The 20352-nt window shown below is 72.4% G+C and carries 20 protein-coding genes and 1 pseudogene; 14 read left to right on the top strand and 7 right to left on the bottom strand.

Going from position 1 to position 20352, the window contains the following annotated elements:
* Positions 1-5 precede the first annotated feature (5 nt).
* On the bottom strand, positions 6-875 hold the full coding sequence (locus tag ASG30_RS16245) for a carbon-nitrogen hydrolase family protein (RefSeq protein WP_055899022.1): 870 nt from the start codon (positions 873-875) through the stop codon (positions 6-8).
* A 125-nt stretch (positions 876-1000) separates the two neighbouring features.
* On the opposite strand from ASG30_RS16245, the gene ASG30_RS16240 reads away from it, so the two are divergent.
* The 5 genes and pseudogenes from ASG30_RS16240 to ASG30_RS16220 all read left to right on the top strand — a co-directional run bounded on the left by ASG30_RS16240 (position 1001) and on the right by ASG30_RS16220 (position 7421).
* Positions 1001-1972, top strand: a complete 972-nt coding sequence (locus ASG30_RS16240) for a Bug family tripartite tricarboxylate transporter substrate binding protein (protein WP_055899019.1) — start codon at positions 1001-1003, stop codon at positions 1970-1972.
* Between the two features lie 22 nt (positions 1973-1994).
* Positions 1995-3215 (top strand): amidohydrolase family protein, encoded by a 1221-nt coding sequence (locus tag ASG30_RS16235; RefSeq protein ID WP_082522149.1) that lies wholly within the window; start codon positions 1995-1997, stop codon positions 3213-3215.
* A gap of 1 nt (position 3216) precedes the next feature.
* A complete protein-coding gene (locus ASG30_RS16230; protein ID WP_055899013.1) occupies positions 3217-4464 on the top strand; it encodes an NAD(P)/FAD-dependent oxidoreductase in 1248 nt (415 codons plus the stop codon).
* Between the two features lie 30 nt (positions 4465-4494).
* Positions 4495-5459, top strand: a pseudogene (locus tag ASG30_RS16225) (Bug family tripartite tricarboxylate transporter substrate binding protein).
* 132 nt (positions 5460-5591) lie between these two features.
* Positions 5592-7421 (top strand): acyl-CoA synthetase, encoded by a 1830-nt coding sequence (locus ASG30_RS16220; RefSeq protein WP_055899010.1) that lies wholly within the window; start codon positions 5592-5594, stop codon positions 7419-7421.
* 110 nt (positions 7422-7531) lie between these two features.
* On the opposite strand, the gene ASG30_RS16215 is transcribed toward ASG30_RS16220, so the two are convergent.
* Both ASG30_RS16215 and ASG30_RS16210 read right to left on the bottom strand, forming a co-directional pair.
* Positions 7532-8428 carry a c-type cytochrome gene (locus ASG30_RS16215; protein WP_055899007.1) on the bottom strand — a complete coding sequence of 299 codons (897 nt, stop codon included), beginning with the start codon at positions 8426-8428 and terminating at the stop codon, positions 7532-7534.
* Between the two features lie 148 nt (positions 8429-8576).
* Positions 8577-9263, bottom strand: coding sequence for a winged helix-turn-helix transcriptional regulator (locus ASG30_RS16210; protein WP_082522148.1), 687 nt, complete (start codon positions 9261-9263; stop codon positions 8577-8579).
* A gap of 130 nt (positions 9264-9393) precedes the next feature.
* On the opposite strand from ASG30_RS16210, the gene ASG30_RS16205 reads away from it, so the two are divergent.
* Positions 9394-10293, top strand: coding sequence for a class I SAM-dependent methyltransferase (locus tag ASG30_RS16205; protein ID WP_055899005.1), 900 nt, complete (start codon positions 9394-9396; stop codon positions 10291-10293).
* 27 nt (positions 10294-10320) lie between these two features.
* On the opposite strand, the gene ASG30_RS16200 is transcribed toward ASG30_RS16205, so the two are convergent.
* Positions 10321-10908, bottom strand: a complete 588-nt coding sequence (locus tag ASG30_RS16200; protein ID WP_055899001.1) for a helix-turn-helix domain-containing protein — start codon at positions 10906-10908, stop codon at positions 10321-10323.
* 140 nt (positions 10909-11048) lie between these two features.
* Here ASG30_RS16200 and ASG30_RS16195 point away from each other — a divergent pair, with 140 nt between their 5' ends.
* Together ASG30_RS16195 and ASG30_RS16190 are read left to right on the top strand one after the other, a co-directional pair.
* The gene (locus ASG30_RS16195) at positions 11049-11843 is read left to right on the top strand and encodes an aldolase (protein WP_055898999.1); all 795 of its coding nucleotides are present in this window, start codon (positions 11049-11051) and stop codon (positions 11841-11843) included.
* A 28-nt stretch (positions 11844-11871) separates the two neighbouring features.
* Entirely contained in the window at positions 11872-12960 is a 1089-nt protein-coding gene (locus ASG30_RS16190; RefSeq protein ID WP_055898996.1) for a TRAP transporter substrate-binding protein, read from the top strand.
* A 7-nt stretch (positions 12961-12967) separates the two neighbouring features.
* On the opposite strand, the gene ASG30_RS16185 is transcribed toward ASG30_RS16190, so the two are convergent.
* Together ASG30_RS16185 and ASG30_RS22640 are read right to left on the bottom strand one after the other, a co-directional pair.
* Positions 12968-13519, bottom strand: coding sequence for a hypothetical protein (locus ASG30_RS16185; RefSeq protein WP_156385583.1), 552 nt, complete (start codon positions 13517-13519; stop codon positions 12968-12970).
* Positions 13520-13630: 111 nt separating this feature from the next.
* Complete coding sequence (locus tag ASG30_RS22640) at positions 13631-13861, bottom strand: hypothetical protein (RefSeq protein ID WP_055898990.1); 231 nt, start codon at positions 13859-13861, stop codon at positions 13631-13633.
* Positions 13862-14882: 1021 nt separating this feature from the next.
* Here ASG30_RS22640 and nthA point away from each other — a divergent pair.
* From nthA to ASG30_RS16160, 4 genes are all read left to right on the top strand, one after another.
* A complete protein-coding gene (gene nthA / locus ASG30_RS16175) occupies positions 14883-15530 on the top strand; it encodes a nitrile hydratase subunit alpha (RefSeq protein WP_055898987.1) in 648 nt (215 codons plus the stop codon).
* The gene (nthB, locus tag ASG30_RS16170) at positions 15527-16192 is read left to right on the top strand and encodes a nitrile hydratase subunit beta (protein ID WP_055898984.1); all 666 of its coding nucleotides are present in this window, start codon (positions 15527-15529) and stop codon (positions 16190-16192) included. The genes nthA and nthB overlap by 4 nt, the downstream gene beginning before the upstream one ends.
* 44 nt (positions 16193-16236) lie before the next feature.
* On the top strand, positions 16237-16608 hold the full coding sequence (locus tag ASG30_RS16165) for a nitrile hydratase accessory protein (protein WP_055898981.1): 372 nt from the start codon (positions 16237-16239) through the stop codon (positions 16606-16608).
* Between the two features lie 121 nt (positions 16609-16729).
* Positions 16730-17437 (top strand): TraX family protein, encoded by a 708-nt coding sequence (locus tag ASG30_RS16160; protein WP_055898977.1) that lies wholly within the window; start codon positions 16730-16732, stop codon positions 17435-17437.
* 15 nt (positions 17438-17452) lie between these two features.
* On the opposite strand, the gene ASG30_RS16155 is transcribed toward ASG30_RS16160, so the two are convergent.
* The gene (locus ASG30_RS16155) at positions 17453-18514 is read right to left on the bottom strand and encodes an alpha/beta fold hydrolase (RefSeq protein WP_055898974.1); all 1062 of its coding nucleotides are present in this window, start codon (positions 18512-18514) and stop codon (positions 17453-17455) included.
* Positions 18515-18774: 260 nt separating this feature from the next.
* On the opposite strand from ASG30_RS16155, the gene ASG30_RS16150 reads away from it, so the two are divergent.
* Both ASG30_RS16150 and ASG30_RS16145 read left to right on the top strand, forming a co-directional pair.
* The gene (locus ASG30_RS16150; protein WP_055898971.1) at positions 18775-19041 is read left to right on the top strand and encodes a hypothetical protein; all 267 of its coding nucleotides are present in this window, start codon (positions 18775-18777) and stop codon (positions 19039-19041) included.
* Between the two features lie 148 nt (positions 19042-19189).
* Positions 19190-20302 carry a YeeE/YedE family protein gene (locus ASG30_RS16145; protein WP_055898968.1) on the top strand — a complete coding sequence of 371 codons (1113 nt, stop codon included), beginning with the start codon at positions 19190-19192 and terminating at the stop codon, positions 20300-20302.
* Positions 20303-20352 lie beyond the last annotated feature (50 nt).

Raw genomic sequence — 20352 nt, 5'->3', positions numbered from 1 at the left:
CGGTTTCAACGCGCCGTCGCCAGCGGCCCGTAGAGGTCGGGCCGGCGGTCGCGCCACCAGGGGAATTGCTTGCGGGCGGCCGTCACGACCTCCAGGTCGACCTGCGCCGTGAGCAGCTGCGGCTGCTGCGTGCCCGCCTCGGCGACGATCATCCCGCGCGGGTCCACCACCATGCTGCGCCCGAGGTGGTGGCGCGGGCCCTCGGTGCCGACCCGGTTGCAGGCCAGCACGAAGACGCCGTTCTCGTACGCGCGGGCGCGCAGCGGGATCTCCCAGATCGAGGTGCGCTGGGCCGGGTCGGCGTACGTGGAGAAAGCGATCGGCATCGCGATCAGCTCCGCGCCGGCGAGTGCCAGCGCGCGCGAGGCCTCCGGATACAGCCGGTCGTTGCAGATCTGCACGCCGATGCGCGTGCCCGCCACGGCGTACGTCTGCAGCGACGCGCCGGGCGCGAAGTAGAACTTCTCGAAGCTGCCGGTGCCGCCCGGGCCCTCGCTGGGGAAGTAGGCCGGGATGTGGGTCTTGCGGTAGCGGCCGGCCTCGCGACCGTCCTCGTCGTAGACGAACGCGCTGTTGAACCAGCCGTCATTGGCCCGCTCGGCGAAGGGCAGCACCAGCGCGATGCGGTGGCGCCTGGCCTTCTCGCGCAGCCCCGCCAGCACCTCGTGCTCGCCATCCATGAACCAGCGGTCGAAGTCCTCCACCAGCCGGTTGGCGAAGAAGGGCGTGAGGAACAGCTCGCCGAACGTGAGCAGCCGCACCTGCTGGCGGGCCGCCTCGTCCAGCATGGCGTGCGCCGCCTCGGTGATGGTGCGCAGGTCGCCGTCTTCCACGCTGCCGGTCTGGGCCGCCGCGAGGGTGAGGGTTCGGGCCATGGATCTCCCCGTCCGATGGTTATTGCATTCCGATACCGACATATTGCCTTTCGATACGCCGGCCGTCTACAGTGCAAACGCCATGCGAAGCCGCCGGCCGGCGGCCGCGTGCCTGGAGAACGCCCATGCAACGTCGAGACTTCCTGCTCACCAGCGCCGCGGGCCTGGTGCCCGGCGCCGCCTTCGCGCAGCAGGCGCCCTGGCCTTCGCGCCCGGTGCGCGTGCTGATCGGCTACCCGCCCGGCGGCAGCACCGACGTGGCCGGCCGCCTGCTCGCGGAGCAGCTCGGTCGCAAGCTGGGGCAGCAGGTGGTGGTGGAAAACCGCGCCGGTGCGGGTGGCACCGTGGCCGCGTCGACCGTGGTGCGCGCCGACCCCGACGGCTACACGCTGCTGCTGGCAGCCTCGCCCGAGGTCTCGATCGCACCCATCACCATGAAGTCCATGCCCTACGACCCGGTGCGCGACCTGCAGCCGATCACGGGCGTGGGCCAGGTGCCGTTCTTCCTGGTGGTGAATCCCTCGGTGCCGGCCAACACGCTGGCCGAGTTCATCGCCTACGCCCGGGCCAACCCGGGCAAGCTGAACTACTCCTCGTTCGGCAACAACACGTCCAACCACCTGGCGGGCGAGCTGTTCAAGTCGCTCACCGGCATCAGCAGCGTGCACGTGCCCTACAAGGGCAGCGGCCCGTCGATGACCGACCTGATCGGCGGCCAGGTGCAGTACAGCTTCGACACGCCGCCGGCGGTGCTGGAGCACGTGAAGGCCGGGAAGCTGCGCGCGCTGGCCGTCGCCACCCGCCAGCGCCTGGCCAGCACGCCGCAGGTGCCCACCTTCGCGGAAGCCGGCCTGCCGAACTTCTCGGGCGGCACCTGGTTCGGCCTGTTCGCGCCGGCGAAGACGCCGCGGCCGGTGGTCGATCGCATCAACGCCGAGGCGGTGGCGCTGCTGAACTCGCCCGAACTCGGCAAGACCTTCGGCGACCGCGGCATCGTGCCCGCGCCGCAGTCGCCCGAGGAGTACGCCCGCTTCGTGCAGGGCGAGGTGGCCAAGTGGAAGGACCTGGCGGGCAAGGTCGGCATCGTGGCCGAGTGACTGCCTCTTAGCATCGGATCCCATGAGAACCCTGTTGACCCATGCGACGCTGATCGATTGCGTCGACCCCAAGCCCCAGCCGGACTGCGCCGTGTTGCTGGAAGACGGCCGCATCAAGGAGATCTTTCCCGCCGGCAGCGCGCCGCCCGTAGGCGATGCCGAGGTGATCGACCTCAAGGGCGCGTACCTGATGCCCGGCCTGTGGGACGTGCACATCCACCCCGACTATTTCCAGTCGCTCGCGGACATGCCGCTGCCCGACCAGGTGACACTGTTCGGCCACCGGCTGCAGGCGGCCCTGCTGGAATCGGGCATCGTGGGCTTGCGCTGCGCCGGCGCCCACCACTACATGGACGTGGCCTGGAAGCGCGCTTTCGATTCGGGCCAGCACCTGGGCCCGCGGCTGTTCGCGGCCGGCCACTTCCTCACGACGACCGGCGGGCACTTCCTCACCTCGGGCCACGCGCTGGAGGTCGACGGTCCCTACGGCTGGGTGAAGGCGATCCGCGAGCAGATCAAGAACGGCGTCGACCACATCAAGATGAACCTCTCGGGCGGCATCATGGGCCCGGCCTGGGACCTGCACCGCCACTCCTTCCTGCTGGAGGAGGAGCTGAAGGCGGCATTCGACATCTGCAAGCTGCGCGAGTTCAAGGTGATGGCGCACGCCACCAACCCGCCTTCGGTGAAGGCGGCGATCCGCCTGGGCGCGCACAGCATCGAGCACGGCTACATCCTGGACGACGAGTGCATCGAGCTGTTCCTGGAGCACGGCACCTGGTACGTGCCCACGCTGTCCATCAGCCACCTCACGCCCACCCAGGCCACCAACGACTGGGAGCAGCGCTGGGTGAAGAACCGCAACCTGGCCCATTCGCTGTGCTGCCGCGCCGACGCGGCCGCGGACGTGCACCAGGCCGGCTTCCTCAAGGCGCTCAAGGCCGGCGTGAAGATGGCACTGGGCTCGGACATCCGCCCGCTCAAGGACGCGGCGCTGCTGGAGCTGGGCCTGTGGGTTCGCGACGGCGCCACGCCCTGGCAGGCGCTGGTGGCCGCCACCCGCAACGGCGCGGCAGTCTGCGGCGTGGGCGACGACCTCGGCACGGTGGAGGTGGGCAAGATCGCCGACCTGATCGTGGTGGGCGCCAACCCGCTGGAGGACATCAACAACGTGCGGCGCCTGCAGCTGGTGCTCAAGGACGGCCGCGTGGTGTCCGACAAGCGCCCGCAGGCGGCGCGCTGAGATGGCCACCGCTTCCCCGCGCGTGGCGGTGGTCGGCGCCGGCATCGTCGGCACCAGCATCGCCCTGGCGCTGCGCAAGCGCGGCGCCGACGTCACGCTGGTCGACCGCGACGAGCCCGGCCACGGCTGCAGCTACGGCAACTCCGGCGCGGTGAGCCCGGCCTCGGTCGCGCCGCTGGCCATGCCCGGCGTGCTGGCTTCGGTGCCCGGCATGCTGCTGGACGACGAGAGCCCGCTCTACCTGCCGCTGCGCTACCTGCCGCGCGCGCTGCCCTGGCTGCTGCGCTTCGTCGCTTCGGCGCGACCGGCGGCGGTGAAGGAGGCCGCGGCGAAGCTGGCCGCCATCCACGCCGGGGCGCTCGACGCGCACGAGGCGATGGCGCGCGAACTCGGCGTGCCCGAGCTGTTCCTGCGCCGCGGCCACCTGCACCTGTACCCCGACGCCGCGGCGCTGGTCAAGGACGCCACCGGCTGGCGCATGCGCCAGGAGTACGGCTTCCAGGTCGAGCGGCTGGACCGCGCCGGCATCGAGGCGCTGGAGCCGGGCGTGTCCCCGCGCTACCGGCTCGGCATGTACCTGGCGGACCACGCCACCATCCTCAACCCCTTCCGCTACGTGCAGGCGATGGCGCGCGCGTACGCGGCCGCGGGCGGGCGCATCGTGTGCGCGCAGGTCGATCGCCTGCAGCCCGAGGGCCACGGCTGGCGGCTGCACGCCCGGGGCGAGGCCGACGGCGAGCGCTTCGACCATGCCGTGGTGGCGGCCGGCGCCTGGTCGCGCGAGCTGCTGGCGCCGCTGGGCGTGCACCTGGCGCTGGAGAGCCAGCGCGGCTACCACCTGCAGTTCGAGGGCGGGCGCGACACCGTGTCGCGCACCGTGGTGCTGGCCGACCGCAAGGTCTTCGTCACGCCGATGGAGGATGGCCTGCGCGTGGGCGGCACGGTGGAGATCGCCGGCCTGGAGGCGCCACCCGACCCGCGCCGCGCCGCGGTGCTCGGCCGCATCGCGCGAGAGACCTTCCGCGGCCTGGACGACCTGCCGACGCGCACCTGGATGGGCCACCGCCCCTGCATGCCCGACTCGGTGCCGGTGGTCGGCGCCGCGCCGCGCGACCGCGGCCTGTGGCTCGCCACGGGGCACGGCCACCTGGGCCTGACCGATTCGCTCAACACCGCGCAGCGCATCGCCGACGCGTTGCTCGGGGCGGCCGCGCCCGTGCCAGCGGACGCCGCGCTGGCACGCGCCTGAAACGCATCCCTTCCCCACAGGAGCCTCGCCATGCCTTCGATCCTCACCCGCCGCGCGCTCGTCACCGCGCTGGGCCTGGCCCTCGCCGCCGGCGGTGCGCTCGCGCAGTCCTGGCCGGCCAAGCCGATCCGCCTGGTGATCCCCTTCCCGGCGGGCGGCTCCACCGACATCGTGGGCCGGCAGATCGCGGAGAAGCTGACCCAGTCGCTCGGCCAGCCGGTGGTGGTGGACAACCGCGCCGGCGCGGGCGGCACCACCGGCTCGGACCTGGTGGCCAAGGCGCCGGCCGACGGCTACACCTTCCTGATGGCCACCAGCAGCACGCATGCCATCGCGCCCAGCCTGTACGCCAAGCTGCCCTACGACCCGGTGCGCGACTTCTCGCCGGTGACGCTGCTGGGCACCGCGACCATCCTGATGGTGGTCAGGCGAAGAGCGTGTCGGAGTTCATCGCCCAGGCCAAGGCCCGGCCCGGCGAGTTCATGTTCGGCTCCACCGGCAACGGCAGCGTGTCGCACCTGACGGCCGAGTACTTCAAGTCGCTGGCCGGCGTGCAGATGCAGCACGTGCCCTACAAGGGCGACTCGCCGATGACGCTGGACCTGGTGGCCGGGCGGGTTCACGTCGCTTTCGGCACCGCGGTCGCCTTCCTGCCGCACGTGCAGTCGGGCAAGCTCAACGCGCTCGCGGTCACGGATGCCAAGCCGTCGCCGGTGGCGCCCAAACTGCCCACGGTGGCGTCGTCGGGCCTGCCGAACTTCGAGGCCCTGCAGTGGTTCGGCCTGCTGGCGCCGGCCGGCACGCCCAAGGAGATCGTGGCGCGCATGAACGGCGACGTGGCCAGGGCGCTGCAGCAGCCCGACGTTCAGGAGAAGCTGCAGGGCCTGGGCATGCAGATCGTGGGCGGCGGGCCGGAGGCCTTCGGCGGCTTCATGCGCGCGGAGTCGGTGAAGTGGGGCAAGATCGTTCGGGATTCGGGGGCGAAGGTGGACTGAGGCGCCGAAGCCCGTCGTAACCGTCATTCCCGCGGAGGCGGGAATCCAGTGCGTCCGCCTTCAGCGGACTGCCGGAAGCCCTGGGTTCCCGCCTTCGCGGGAATGACGCCTTGAGTTGATGCGAGGCCTTCCATGCAACGGTTCGACATCCAGAGCGCCGCGGACACGGCGCGAATCTCAACCGGCCCCTACGTGGCCTTCATGGCGCATGGCAGCGTCCACCAAGCGCTGGCCGACGCGGCGCGCCGATACGCCCAGCGCCGCGCCCTGACCTTCATCGTCGACGCCGACCCCGCGACGCCACCGCGCACCTGGACCTACGAGCAGCTCCTCGCCGACATCCACCGCACCGCGAACCTGTTCCGGCACCTGGCCGGCGACGAGCCGGTGCGCGTGGCGATGCTGCTGCCGGCGGTCCCCGAGGCCTACCTCGCGCTCTGGGGCGGCGAGGCGGTGGGCGTGGTCTGCCCGATCAACTTCATGCTCGATGCCACGCACATCGCCGAGCTGGTCCGTGCGGCCGAGTGCAACCTCCTCGTGGCGCTGGGACTGAACGAGGACCTGGACATCTGGTCGCGCGTTCCCGAGCTGCGTGCCGCCTGCCCCGGCCTGAAGCACGTGCTGGCGGTCGGCGGCGCGCCCGGCGAGGGCGGGTTCTCGGAAGCGATCGCGGCGATGCCGGCCGACGCTCCCTCGTCCGGTGAACAGACGAACCCGGACCGCCTCGCTGCCCTCTTCCACACCGGCGGCACCACCGGTGCGCCCAAGCTCGCGCAGCACACGCACCGCAACCAGCTGCACGCGGCCTGGGGCGCGGCGCAGATGTACGCGATGCGCGAGCAGGACGTGATCCTCAACGGCTTTCCGCTGTTCCACGTCGCCGGCGCCTTCGTCTATGGCCTCTCGGCGCTGCTCAGCGGCGCCGAGGTGGTGCTGCCCACGCGGCAGGGCCTGCGCAACCCGGCGTTCGCCAGGCAGTACTGGACCTTCGTGGAGCGGCACGGCGTCACGCTGCTGGCCGCCGTGCCGACCGTGATCGCGACCCTGCTGGGGCTGGAGCCGAGCCCCGCGGCGCTGCGCAGCGTTCGCATGCTGCTGACGGGCGGCTCACCGCTGCCGACGGAGCTGGCGGCCGCCTTCGAGCGCAAGTTCGGCCGGCCGGTGCGCAACATCCTGGGCATGACCGAGTGCGCCGGCGTGATCAGCATCGAGCCCTTCCTCGCGCCGCGGGTGCCGGGCTCCTGCGGGCTGCCGCTGCCGTTCACCCAGGTCAAGGCGATGGCGGCGGACGGGCGCGAATGCGGCGCCGGCGAGAGCGGCATCCTGCGCGTGCGCGGGCCCAACGTCGGCCCGGGCTACACGGATGCGCGGCGCAACGCAGGCACGTTCACCGACGACGGCTGGCTGATCACCGGCGACATCGGGCACCTCGACGAAGAAGGCCGGGTGTTCGTCACGGGCCGGGCCAAGGACGTGATCATCCGCGGCGCCCACAACATCGACCCGCAGGTTATCGAGGAGGCGCTGCTCCAGCATCCCGACGTGCTGATGGCTGCGGCCGTGGGCGAGCCGGACGAGTACGCGGGCGAGTTGCCGGTGGCCTTCGTGTCGCTGCGGCCGGGGGCTGCATTGACCCTGCAGGAGCTGTCCGCCTTCGCCAACGAGCGCATCCCCGAGCGGCCGGCCTGCCCCAAGCGCATCGACGTGCTGCCGGCCATTCCGATGACGGCGATCGGCAAGGTCTTCAAGCCGCGCCTGCGGATGCTGGCCTGCGAGCGCGTGCTGCGGGAGCGGCTGGAGCGCGCCGGGCTGGCGGACGCGGTGCGGGTGACGGTGGTGGATGCGGGCAGCGGGCTGCAGGCGCGGTTCGAGGGGGATGAGGGCGAGGCGAAAGAGCGGGTTGCGCAGCTGATGCAGCATTTCGCGATCGCCTGGCGGTTCGACGCGGGTCCGCCGCGGTGAAAGAAACTCCGTCATTCCCGCGAAGGCGGGAATCCAGGGCTTCCGCCTTCGCCGGCCTCGGGGGCGCGCTGCGCTGGGTCCCCGCCTACGCGGGGACGACGGCAGGCGCCTCAGCCCTTCGGCAGCGGCGCCAGCGTCTTCAGGTACAGGTGCAGCGCCCGCACGTCGGTGTCGCTCATGTTCTTCAGCGAACCGAACGGCATCACCTGCACAACGCTGCCGTCCGGCCGCTTGCCGGTGCGGAACATCTTCAGCATGGCGTCGGCATCGGGATAGAGCGGCATCGCCGAGCCGGGGCCCGGCGTCAGGTTGGCGGCTGCCGGCCAGTCGGGCGGGCCGCCCGGGATCTTGCCGCCGGCCAGCTTCTCGCCGTGGCAGCCCAGGCACATGTTGGCCACGTAGGCGCCGTGCTGCGCCGACACGGCCTCGGGGATCGGCTGCTGCGGCGGCAGGCCGTGGTCGATGCGGCTGGCCGCGTCGGGGATGGCGCCGAAACCGTACAGCACGCGCGCCGGCAGCGGCAGGCGGATCTCCGCGCCGGTGCCCTGCGCCGGCGGCAGGCTGCGGACGTAGGCCACCAGGGAGGCCAGGTCGTCGTCGGTGAACCGGTTGTAGTCCTCGCTGGGCATCACCATCAGCGGGCGGCCCGAGGGCGCCACGCCGTGCCGGATGGCCCGCACCCAGTCCTGAGGCTGGTAGGCGGCGACCACGCCGCCGGTGCCGCGGGTGATGTTGGGGCCCTTGATCTTCAGGTCGTCGCCCTTCTCCACGAAGGTGCGGCCCGCGCCGTCGGCGCCGTGGCAGTCGATGCAGCCGCGCGAGTTGTACAGGTATTTGCCACGCTCCAGCGCCGCGGCGTCGCTGCGGTACGCCACGGGTTGCACCTTCACGTCGACGGTGCGCGCCATGCGGCTGTCGGCCATCTGCAGGCCGGCGAAGACGGCGCCGCCGGCCAGCACGGCCAGGGCCGCGACGGCGATGCCGCCGCGTCGGATCCACTTGTTCATCGGGATTCCCTCCGGACGGTCGGGCTCGCGACGGCGGCTGAGGGCAAGCCTGGAGCCCGATTTTCGTCAAGGCCGAACGATAGAGACAAGGCCGGGCCAGCGCAATCCCGTCGAGCCGCCCTAGCCCCTAGCCCCTAGCCCCTCGCCCCTAGCCCCTCGCCGCCATGCGCGTCGGCGCGAACAGGCTGCGTCCCAGCCAACGCCACAGTTGCTGCCCCTGTCGCCCCGCGCCCTGCACGACCAGCGCACCGCTGCGGATCTCCTGCTCCGGGTCGCTGTCGCCGTTCCACACCTCGGTCAGCGCGCGGACCGTGGAGTCGCAGATCACGCTGACGTCGTGGCCGGGGTCGTCGCGGCACAGGTCGGCGGTGCGGTCCTGCACCACCAGCCACCACAGGCTCTCGGCCGCCGGCGCGTCGCGGAAGCGGAAGTGCACCACGGTGCGCCCACTGGCCGGGAACTCCTCCATGCGCGCGAAGCGGCGGATGTCCCACATCAGGAAGCCGGCATCGAGCTGCTCGCGCCGCAGCCGGCTGCCGATCCAGCGCGCGCCCCACTCCCCGATCCCCACCACGATGGGCCGCAGTTCCTCGCCCGCGGGCGTGAGGTGGTATTCCCAGCCGCTGTCGGCGCGGCGGCGCTCCACCACGCCGATCGCCTCCAGCTTGCGCAGCCGCTGCGTGAGGAGCGTGGCCGACATGCGGGGCACGCCGCGGTGGATGTCGTTGAAGCGGTGGCTGCCGCACAGCAGCTCGCGCACGACCAGGGGCGTCCACAGTTCGCCCAGCACCTCGGCGCCGCGGGCCACCGTGCAGAACTGCATGTAGTCGATCATGGGCGCAGTCTAGGCGCGGGGCAGCCCATCCGGAGACTCCAGATTCTGGACTTGAGGGCTTGCGGTCCGCGGCCTACCTTGGCGCCCAGCCGGTGCACGTCGCGCCGGTCGCCCTCAAGGAGTTGCCGCCATGTCCGAAACCCTTACCGCCCCGTCCGCCGCCGCCACCACCACGCCGGCCTTCGACCCCGACAAGTTCCGCCAGACCACCCGTGCGCAGTGGGAAGCCGCCGCGCCGGCCTGGGACCGCTGGTCGCCGCTCCTGGCCGAGTGGCTGGGCCACGCGACCGAAGCGATGCTGGACATGGCCCGCGTGGCGCCCGGATCGCGCGTGCTCGACATTGCAGCCGGCGCCGGCGAGCAGACGATCACCGCCGCCCGCCGCGCCGGCCCCCAGGGCCACGTGCTGGCCACCGACATCTCGCCGGCCATCCTGGGCCATGCCCGCGCCGCGGCGCAGCGGCAGGGTCTGTCCAACGTGGAGACGCGCGAGCTCGACGGCGAGCGGCACGACCTGCTGCCCGCGGCTTCGTTCGACGCGGCCATCTCGCGCGTCGGGCTGATCTACTTTCCGGACCAGCAGCGCGCCCTGGCCGGCATCCGGCACGCGCTGCGCCGCGGCGGACGCTTCGCGGCGGTGGTGTATTCCACGCCGGACCGCAACCCGTTCTTCGCGCTGCCGGTGGGCATCATCCGCCGCCGCGCGCAGCTGCCGCCGCCGCTGCCCGGCCAGCCGGGCCCGTTCTCGCTCGGGGGCGAAGGCGTGCTGGCCCGCACGCTGGAGCAGGCCGGGTTCCGTGACGTGGAGGTGCGCAAGGTCGACTCGCCGGTGCGCCTGCCCAGCGCCGCCGAATGCGTGCGCTTCGAGCGCGAATCGTTCGGCGCGCTGCACCAGATGATGGCTGGCCTGGGCGAAGCCGAAAAGGCGCAGACCTGGGAGGAGATCGAGCGGACGCTGGCGCAGTTCGAGCGGCCGCAAGGCGGCTTTGTCGGCCCTTGCGAGATGCTGGTCGGCGCCGGCACGGCCTGAGCCGCACCCCGAAGCGCCAGAGGCCGGTCAGCCGTTGGAAAGCACCAGCAGCGCGACCGCCTTGGCGCGCCCCACGCGCCGCAGGCGGTGCTGCAGGTAGCCGGGGAAGTGGATGCAGTCGCCCGCGGCCACCTGCACCGAGTGCGTGTGGAACACCACCTCCACCGTGCCCGAGAGGATGTAGAGCATCTCCTGGCCCGCATGGCGCGCCTCGGTCGCGCCGGGGTCCGGCCCGGGATAGACCATGAAGGCCTCGAACGAGCCCACGGCCTCGCTGTGCAGCAGCGGCACGAACTGGTGCTGCGCGCCGTCCTGCGGGCGGGCCGGTTCCGCCAGCTGCGCCGCGCGCGTGACCTTGATCTCGGACTTGTCCAGCGTCTCGCCCAGCAGGTGGCCGATGGAGACGCTCAGGGCCTTGGCCAGCTGCGCCAGAGTCGCGATCGAGGGCGTCTTGAGGTTGTTCTCGATGCGCGAGATGTGGGCCTTGTCCACTTCCACCGCGCGCGCCAGTTCGTCCACCGTCATGCCCTTCAGGCGCCGCAGCTGGCGCAGCCGGGCCCCCAGCAGCAGCGGGGGAGCGGCGGGTTCGGGGACGGCGGCTCGGGCGCGCGGCATGCGTTCTTTCTCGAGGGTGAAACCTGGCTCGGCCGCGATGCTGCCACAGCCAGAGCAAGGGGTCGACCAATAGGTCAACAAGTTGACTTTGTAGCCGTTCGGCGCTTAAAGTCAACTTGTTGACCGAAGGAGACACCCCCATGGATAGCACGACTGCCACGCGCGACCGCGTGGACCGCGAACTGGCGGAGAAGCTGGCGCCGGACCGCCGCTCGCCCAAGCAGAAATTCGTCCTGGCCTGCCGCATGCTGGGCGCCCACGGCCACTGGCACGGCGGCCTGGCCGGGCAGATCACGGCGCGCGGCGAACAGCCGGGCACCTACTGGACCCTGCGCTTCGGCATCGGCGCCGACGAGGCAACGCCGGCCGACCTGATCCTGGTCGACGACGACCTCCAGCCGCTGGACGGCCGCTCGCTGCCCAACCCGGCCGTGCGCTTCCACCTCTGGGTCTACAAGGTGCGGCCCGACGTGCAGAGCATCGTCCACACCCATCCGCCCGCGACGACGGCCCTGTCGATGACCGGCCAGCGCCTGGCCATCGCCCACATGGACTCGACGCCGTTCTTCGACAACTGCGGCTACCTGGACGACTGGCCCGGCCTGCCCATCGGCGACAACGAGGGCGAGATCATCGCGGGCGCGCTGGGGCAGAAGAAGGCGCTGCTGCTGGCGCACCACGGGCTGCTGACGGCCGGCGCCAGCATCGAGGAGGCCGCGGTGCTCGCGCTGTGGTTGGAGCAGGTGGCGCAGGCGCAGGTGCGCGCCGCCGCCATCGGTCCGATCCGCGAGGTGCGCCCCGAGCTGGCGCGCGAGGCAGGCGGCTTCCTGCTCAAGCCCCAGATCACCGGCCTGACCTTCCAGTACTTCGCCCGGCAGGTGCTGCGCGAGGCGCCGCGCTGCCTGGACGACGGCGCGCCCACCCCGCTGGCCTGACACCCACGAGACCCGAAGGAGACAACACATGAAAAGACGCCACCTCATTTCCACCGGCGCGGCCACCGCGGCCGCCGCCATCGCGGCGCCGGTCCGCGCCCAGGGCGGCCAGCCCACCATCCGCTGGCGCATGCCGTCGAGCTTTCCCAAGTCGCTGGACACGGTGTTCGGCGGCGCGCAGTCGATCGCCAGCACCGTGGCGGCGCTGACCGACGGCAAGTTCACGATCACCCCGCACGGCGCGGGCGAACTGGTGCCGCCGCTGGCCATCCTGGACGCGGTGCAGAACGCGACGGTGGAGTGCGGCCACACGGCGGGCTTCTACTACATCGGCAAGGAGCCGGCGCTGGTGTTCGACACCGGCGTGCCCTTCGGCATGAACCCGCGCCAGCACACCGCCTGGATGTACTACGGCGGCGGCATGGACCTGATGCGCGAGGTCTACGCCAAGTTCAACGTGGTGCAGATCCCCTGCGGCAACACCGGCGCGCAGATGGGCGGCTGGTTCCGCAAGGAGATCAAGACGCCGGCCGACTTCAAGGGGCTGCGCATCCGCGCCGCCGGCTTCCTGGGCCACGTCTACACCAAGCTCGGCGCGGTGCCGCAGCAGATCCCCGGCTCGGACATCTACCCGGCGCTGGAGAAGGGCACGCTGGACGCCGTGGAATGGGTGGGCCCCGCCGACGACGAGAAGCTGGGGCTGTCCAAGGTCGCGAAGTTCTACTACAGCCCTGGCGTGCTGGAGCGCGGCGCGTCGCTCTGCATGATCGTGTCCAAGCCCGCGTGGGAGGCACTGCCCGCTTCGTACAAGGCGGCGCTGGAGGCGGCGTGCTTCCGCTCCAACGCGGACATGCTGGCCAAGTACGACGCCACCAACGTGCCGGCGCTGCGGCGGCTGGTCGGCTCCGGCGCCAAGCTGGGCTCGTGGTCGCGGCCGATCATGGACGCCATGCGACGCGCCAACGACGAGGTGATGAAGGAGCAGTCGGCCGCCAACGAGACCTTCCGCAAGGTGCACGACCACTGGAGCAAGTTCCTGGCGGACCAGGTGCTGTGGTCGTCGGTCAACGACGGCGCGGCCGAGCAGTTCATGATCAGCGCCGCGCGCAAGCCCTGACGCAGGGCTAGGGCAGCAGTTCGGGCTGGCCGCCCAGCGGTGCGCGGGTCACCGCCTGCTGCTGAGCGACGGGCGGGCGCTCCGGATGGAGGAACTCCGGCCGAAGCTCCGGGATGCCGTGGGGATAGAAGCGCTCGGGGCCGAGCGGCGGCGGCACCCAGGCCACCGCCGGCGGCAGCGCCGGCGCGGGCGGCCGGCGTGCGATCGCGGGGGCGGAAGCGGGACGGCTGGCAGGGGCCTTCGCGGTCACGGGGGCCTTGGCGGCGCTTCGCGCTGCGACTGCCGGCTTCTTCGTTGCGGACTTGCTGGCGGCGACGGGCTGTGCCTTGCGGTTCGCCGCGAGCGAAGGCGACCTGCTCTTCTTCGCGGCCACGGCGGATGACGGCTTCGCGCGCTTGGAGGACCTGGCCTGCGCCTGCCGGTTCGGCTTGGCCGCGACGCCGGCCTGTGCCACCTTGGCCGGCTCGCGCGCCTGCGCCGCGGCCTCACCGGCGGCGGCCAGGCCGCACGCCACTGCCATCGTGCAGGCCGACTGCAGCGCCCACTTCACAGCTTTCATCGATTCGCCTCCCGCGCCATGGCGCTGGGGTGCATGTTCATTTTTCCCAGCCACGGCCCAGGTAGGACACCTGCGGCCGTTGCTGTCAGACCCGCGCAACGCGACCGGGCGTCACCGCTCCAGCGGAGGCAAATTCATCACCTGCGGCGGGCCGCCCATGGTGGCCGTCACCGGGGAACTCACCGCACCGTCGACCGCCACCCGAGCCCGAAGCGGCGCGTTGCTGTCGGTGCGGCGGGACGACACCGCCGTGCCCGCGCTCGATCCCGCGGACGTGCCCGTGCCGCCGGCCGCTCCCGTGCCCGTGCCGCCGCTGGGCGAAGCCGCGCCGGCGCCCGACATGTCGACACCGACGTTCGTCGCGGCCGGCGGGCTGACCGCGGCCGCCGAGACGCCGACCGCCGTGCCGGCGGTTCCGGCAGGAGCGCCAACCGCCGCTGCGGCGGGCCCCGCCGCAGCTGCAGCGCCAGCGGCGCCGGTCGAGGCGCCAGCGGCGCCGGTCGACCCGCCAGGGCCTGCCGCTGCCGCCGTGCCGGTCGAGGCCGTGCCTGCGGCCGCTGTGCCTGCGCCCGAGGCGCCCACGCCCGCGCTGCCCACGCCGCCAGCGGCACCACCCGTGCCGCCACTGCCGGCGCTGGAGCTGCCGCCACCGGAGCCGCCGCTGCCCGAGCCGCTCGACCCGCCGCCGGAGCCGCCAGATCCACCGCCCGCGCTCGCGCCGCCGGAACCACCGCCGGAGCCCGAGCCGCCGCCCCCTGCGCTCGCGCCGCCGGAGCCGCCACCGCCGCCGCCAGCACCTGCACCACCGCCGCCCGAGCCACCACCGGCACCGCCGCCAGAGCCACCGCCGGCCCCACCACCTGAACCGCCACCGCCTGAACCACCGCCTGAACCACCGCCTGAACCACCTCCGCCGGACCCACCACCGGAGCCTCCGCCGCCTCCGCCGGAGCCACCGCCACCTGAACCACCGCCGCCGCCGGAGCCACCTCCGCCGCCACCAGAGCCTCCACCACCAGAGCCGCCACCGCCGGAGCCGCCGCCACCAGAGCCGCCGCCGCCCCCGCCGCCACCTCCACCTCCGCCGCCTCCACCCCCGGCGCCCTTGGCATGCGCTTCCTCAGGCCACACCAGCCCCATGGTCCCGCTCACGCCAATCACGACCAGCGCCGCGCACAACTTTTCCATCCACCTGTTCATATCACACCTCTCGAACCCTTCATGTTCTTCTTTCCCATCCCGGCCGCTGTAAGACACCGACCGGCACGCGCGTCGGCCCGCGCCTGCGTTGACTTGCGCATCGATGCGCTCACCGCCGAGCCACCGGCTTGCACCGCGCGAAAGCGCTGGGCATAGTCCCGCGATGGCCCAGCACCCCCACGATCACGACGTGCACCACGACCACGACCACGGGCACGGCGAACTCGGCGAGACCGAGCTGCGCGTGCGCGCGCTGCAGTCGGTGCTCACCGAGAAGGGCTACATCGACCCGGCCGCGCTGGACGTCATCGTCGACACCTACCAGACCCGCATCGGCCCGCGCAACGGCGCGCGCGTGGTGGCCCGGGCCTGGGCCGATGCGGCTTTCCGCAAGGGGCTGCTCGAGGACGCCAGCGCCGCCATCGCTTCGCTGGGCTACACCGGCCGGCAGGGCGAGCACATGGTCGCCGTGGAGAACACCGAGCGGGTCCACAACATGGTCGTCTGCACGCTGTGCAGCTGCTACCCCTGGCCGGTGCTCGGCCTGCCGCCGGTCTGGTACAAGAGCGCGCCCTACCGCTCGCGCGCGGTGCGCGACCCGCGCGGGGTGCTGGCGGACTTCGGCGTCACGCTGCCGGCCGACACCGAGATCCGCGTGTGGGACTCCACCGCCGAAGTGCGCTACCTGGTCGTCCCCCGCCGGCCCGCCGGCACCGAGGGCCTGGACGAAGCGCAGCTCGCGGCCCTGGTGACGCGCGACTCGATGATCGGCACGGGCCTCGCGCGCCCGCCGTCGGGGGCTTCGCGATGACCGCCTACGCCACCCACGCCGACCTGGGCGGCCAGGCGGGCCACGGCCGCGTGGTGCCCGAGCCGGAAGACCTGCGTTTCCACGAGGACTGGGAGCGCTCGGCCCTGGCCCTGGTGCTGGCCATGGGCGCCACCGGCAGCTGGAACATCGACATGAGCCGCGCCGCGCGCGAGACGCTGCCCGACTACGAGCGGCTGTCGTACTACGGGATCTGGCTGGCGGCGCTGCGCAAGCTGATGCTGGAGCGCGGCCAGCTGTTCGAGGACGAGATCGCCGCCGGCCGCATGCTGCATCCGGCCGCCCCGGTGCGGCGCGTGCTCCAGGCGCGGGACGTGCCGTCCGTGCTGGCGCAGGGCTCGCCCACGCTGCGCGCCGAAGCCGCCGAGCCCGCGCGCTTCGCGGTCGGCCAGCGGGTGCGCATGCGCGCGCAGGCGGTGGCGCACCACACCCGGCTGCCCGGCTACGTGCGCGGCAAGCTGGGCACCGTCGAGCGCCTGCACGGGCCGCACGTCTTCGCCGATGCGCACGCGCAGGGCCTGGGCGAGCAGCCGCAGCCGCTCTACAACGTGGTCTTCGAAGGGCGCGAACTCTGGGGCGAGGCGGCCGCCGACGGCCTGCGGGTCTCGGTCGATGCCTGGCAGTCCTACCTGGAACCCGCATGATCGAACGGGACAAGCAGGCCCTACGACAAGGCGAAGCAGAGGCGATGAGCGCGCCCGGCCCCGTCCCGCCCGTGCCCGGCCTGCCCCGCGACGCCGACGGCCCGGTGTTCGACGCGCCCTGGCAGGCCCAGGCCTTCGCGATGGCGCTGGCGCTTCACGAGCGCGGCGTGTTCAGCTGGCCCGAGTGGGCCCAGGCGCTGGGCGAGCAGGTCCGCGACGCACCCGCGCAACCCGGCGAACCCGCCGGCGACGCCTACTACCGGCAATGGCTGGCCGCGCTGGAGCATCTGGCGGCCGACAAGCGCGCGGCCACGCCCCAGGAGCTGCAGCGCTACCGCCAGGCCTGGGACCACGCGGCCGGCCGCACGCCGCACGGCCAGGCCATCGAGCTGCAGCCCGAGGACTTTTCGCGCTAGCCGGGGGCGTGGCGGCGGCCCTGTCGATCGGCTCGTTGGCCTTGCTGGTCGGTTTGCGCCGACACGAAGACCCCCCGTTCGCCTCCTGGCCCAGCCGCGGGCCCCGACCTTAGGATGGGGCATGGCCCACGCCACCCTCCACCCTGCGCCCCTCGGTTTCACCGACGGGCAGCTGGAGGCGCTCAAGTGGATCGGCATGGCGTCCATGTTCACCGACCACATCGGCCGCCACCTGATGGGCATGCCGCACGAGAGCTGGGCCTTCATCGGCGGGCGGCTGGCCTTTCCGCTGTTCGCGCTGGTGCTGGCCGTGAACCTGGCGCGGGAAGGCGACCGCGCCGAGCGCGCCGCCCGCACCACGCTTCGGCTGTCGGCCTGGGGCGCGGTGGCGGTGCTGCCGTCGATCTGGGCGCGCGGCGATCCGATGATGCTCAACGTGCTGTTCACGCTGGCGCTGGGCGCCGCGGTCTGCTGGGCGGTCGAGAGCGACGCGCCGCCCTGGCAGCGCGCGCTGGCCTGCCTGGCGATCGCGGGCGCGAGCTGGTTCGTGGAGTTCGGCACCGCCGGCGTCTTCCTGGTGGCGGCGGGCTACCTGTGGTGCACGCAGCGCGGCGCCGGGCTGGCCGTGATGGTGCTGGTGCTGCTGGCGGCGACGGCCTGGCTGAACGCCATGTTCGGCGGCTGGGCCTCGTTCTTCAGCACGCTGGCCGCGGTGCCGGCGGCGGCGCTGGCGCGCCAGCTGCCGCTGAAGATGCCGAGGCTGCAGCTGCTGTTCTACCTCGTGTACCCGGTCCACCTGGCGGTGATCGGGTGGCTCAAGACTTTGTAGCCGCGCGAGCGGGAGCTACGGCTTCTCGATCAGCTTGGCCGTGCCCTTGCCGATGACCAGCCGGCGGACATCGACGGGGTCGGCATGCGGCCAGTCGGCCGTGGGCCGGCCCGTCTTCACCCAGGCCGTGATGTCGTCCGCGATCGCCTGCGGCGCACCCCACTGGGTGTTGTGGCCCAGGTCGCTCTCCTGCTGGCCGGACGTCGGCAGCGGCGTGCGGCCGTAGGTCTTGAAGACGTAGCGCGTCCTGCCCGCGGCCACGGCCGCGTCCAGCGCCGCCCGCACCTCGGCCTGGTCGTCGGCGCCGAAGAAGACATCCTGCGTCGCCCAGATCACCAGCGCCGGCACGCTGAGCTGCTTCAGGCGCTCGCGGTTGTCGAAGGTCATCATGCTGCGCAGCACGCCGATCCACGTGCCGAGTTTCGTGCCGGCGGTCTCGGGCACGACCTGGCGGACGAAGTCCGGCCGGGCGAGCAGCTCGACCGCCCAGTTCTGCTCGATCCAGGGCTCCACGTGCGCATCCGCATCGCGCGGCGTAAGGTCGTACGCATCCTGTGGCCAGCGGAATCCCGGCCGGCGCTCGAGCGCCTCCTTCCACTGGCCTTCGATCAGCGGCGCCAGGAAATGCTCGACCCCGGCGTTGCCGGCCGACCGGGCGAAAGTGCCGATGAGCACCACGCTGTCGATGCGGGCCCGGTGCACGAGCGCGAGCTCCTGGGCGACCGTGCTGCCGAAGGAATGGCCGACGATGTGGGCGGTCCGGATGCGCTTGAGGTCCATGAAGGCGATCACGTCGGCGGCCATTTCGGCCGGCGAGAAGCACCGTTGCGGCTCGCCGGCGAAGTCGGCCGCCGGCGGCATGGACGAGCGCCCTTGTCCGCGCAGGTCGAGGGCGTGCACGTGCAGGTCCGCGCCGGCGTCCTCCAGCGCCTCCAGGGTCGGGAAGAACGAGCGGCTGCTGTCGGTGTAGCCGTGCAGCAGGATCACGGCCTTGCCGCCGGGCTGCCCCGCCTCGACGTAGGCCATCTGGATGCCGGTGGACAGGACGGCGAAGCGCTTGGTGGGTTCGTAAGGCATGGTGGTGGACTCCGGGGACGGCCGCTGCGGGCCGGGCCTTGGCGGGCGCTGGGTGGATGAGCCCGCGCAGCTCGGCGGGACCGCGCACGGAGGGTGGCCTTCCATGCGAGGGCGGGATTCTGGCCGCGGGTCCCCGGGACCAGAAGTGACCGCAGGCTGGACCATCGGCTTCGTCCGACAGCGGGATGGTGGCGCTTCGCCACTTGCGCGCCGCCGCCGCGCGATAGCTTCACGGCATCCCACCACTCACCACCGCCGCCATGGAAGCCAGCAAACCCGACATCGTCCGGCGCTTCGACAATCCCAAGCCCCTGTTCCCCGGCGAACACTGGGTCGACCTCGCCGGCGGCCTGGCCGCCTGGCTGATCACCCGCAGCCATCCGTCGCTGGCGGTGCGCACGCTGGGCGTGTTCATCGGCGCCACGCTGGTGGCCCGCGCCGCGCACGGGCGGCGGACCATGAGCAACGTGATGCGCTGGACGCCGATCGGCGGCGGCATCAAGCGCGATCCGGCGGACGTGGTCTGAATCCGTCGTCCCCGCGGAGGCGGGGACCCAGGGCTTGCGTCTTCTCTCCGCTGTCGGACGGGGCCGGAAGCCCTGGATTCCCGCCTTCGCGGGAATGACGAAGTTGGAGGTGGCGGCCCTCGATCGCCCCGCTGCCTAGAATCCCCCGATGACCGTTGAAGAGCTGGCCCGGCTGGGCCAGCAGGTCCTCTGGGCCGCGTTCCTCATTTCGTTCGCCTTCGGCGCGCTGGTGCAGCGCACGGGCTTCTGCACCATGGGCGCGGTCAGCGACGTGGTGGCGATGGGCGACTGGACGCGCCTGCGGCAGTGGGCGCTGGCGTCCGCGACCGCGATACTGGGATTCGCCGCCTTCTCCGCCGCCGGCTGGGTGGTGGCGCCGCAGACGCTTTACGCGTCCACCCGCTGGCTGTGGCTCTCGGCGCTGGTCGGCGGCGCGATGTTCGGGTTCGGCATGGTGCTGGCCTCCGGCTGCGTGAGCAAGACGCTGGTGCGCGCGGGCGCGGGCAATCTCAAATCGGTCGTGGTCGTGGTCGTCACCGGCGTCACCGCCTTCGCCACGCTCAAGGGGATCACGGCGGTGCTGCGCGTGAACACCGTCGACCGCGTCGGCGTGGAGTTCGCCGGCAATGCGGACCTCGCGACCCTGCTCTCGCGCACGACCGGCCTTTCGCTTGGCGCCGCGGCACTGCTGGCGGGCGGCGCGATCGGCGGCGCGCTGCTGCTCTGGGCCCTGTCCTCGCGCGAGGCCCGGCGGCCGGTCAACCTGGCGGCCGGCCTGGGCGTGGGTCTGCTGGTGCTGGCCATGTGGTGGACCACCGGCCGGCTGGGCCACCTGGCCGAGCATCCGCAGACGCTGGAAGAAGTCTGGCTGGCCACCAACTCCACCCGCGCCGAGGGCCTGAGCTTCGTCGCGCCCACCGGCTACGCCCTGGACTGGCTGATGTTCTTCAGCGACACCAGCAAGCGCCTGACCGCCGGCATCGTCATCGTCGCGGGCGTGCTGTGCGGCTCCGCGGCAATGGCGCTCGCCAGCCGCAGCTTCCGCTGGGAAGGCTTCGGCGGCACCTCGGACCTGGGCCACCACCTCACCGGCGCCGTGCTGATGGGCGTAGGCGGCGTGACGGCGCTGGGCTGCAGCATCGGCCAGGGCGTGACGGGCGTGTCCACGCTGAGCCTCACCAGCTTCGTCGCGGCGGCCGCGATGGTCGCGGGCGCGGTGGCGGCGGTGAAGTACCAGGCCTGGCGCGTCGAGCGCGCATAGGAAAGCCCTGTCATCCCCGCCTGCGCGGTGATGACGATCGCTTTTGTCGC

The organism is Ramlibacter sp. Leaf400, from assembly GCF_001424545.1.
In the GTDB taxonomy this organism is placed as follows: domain Bacteria; phylum Pseudomonadota; class Gammaproteobacteria; order Burkholderiales; family Burkholderiaceae_C; genus Ramlibacter.
Note: the sequence above shows the minus strand (reverse complement) of the source record. Positions and strands in the feature narration are given on the sequence as shown.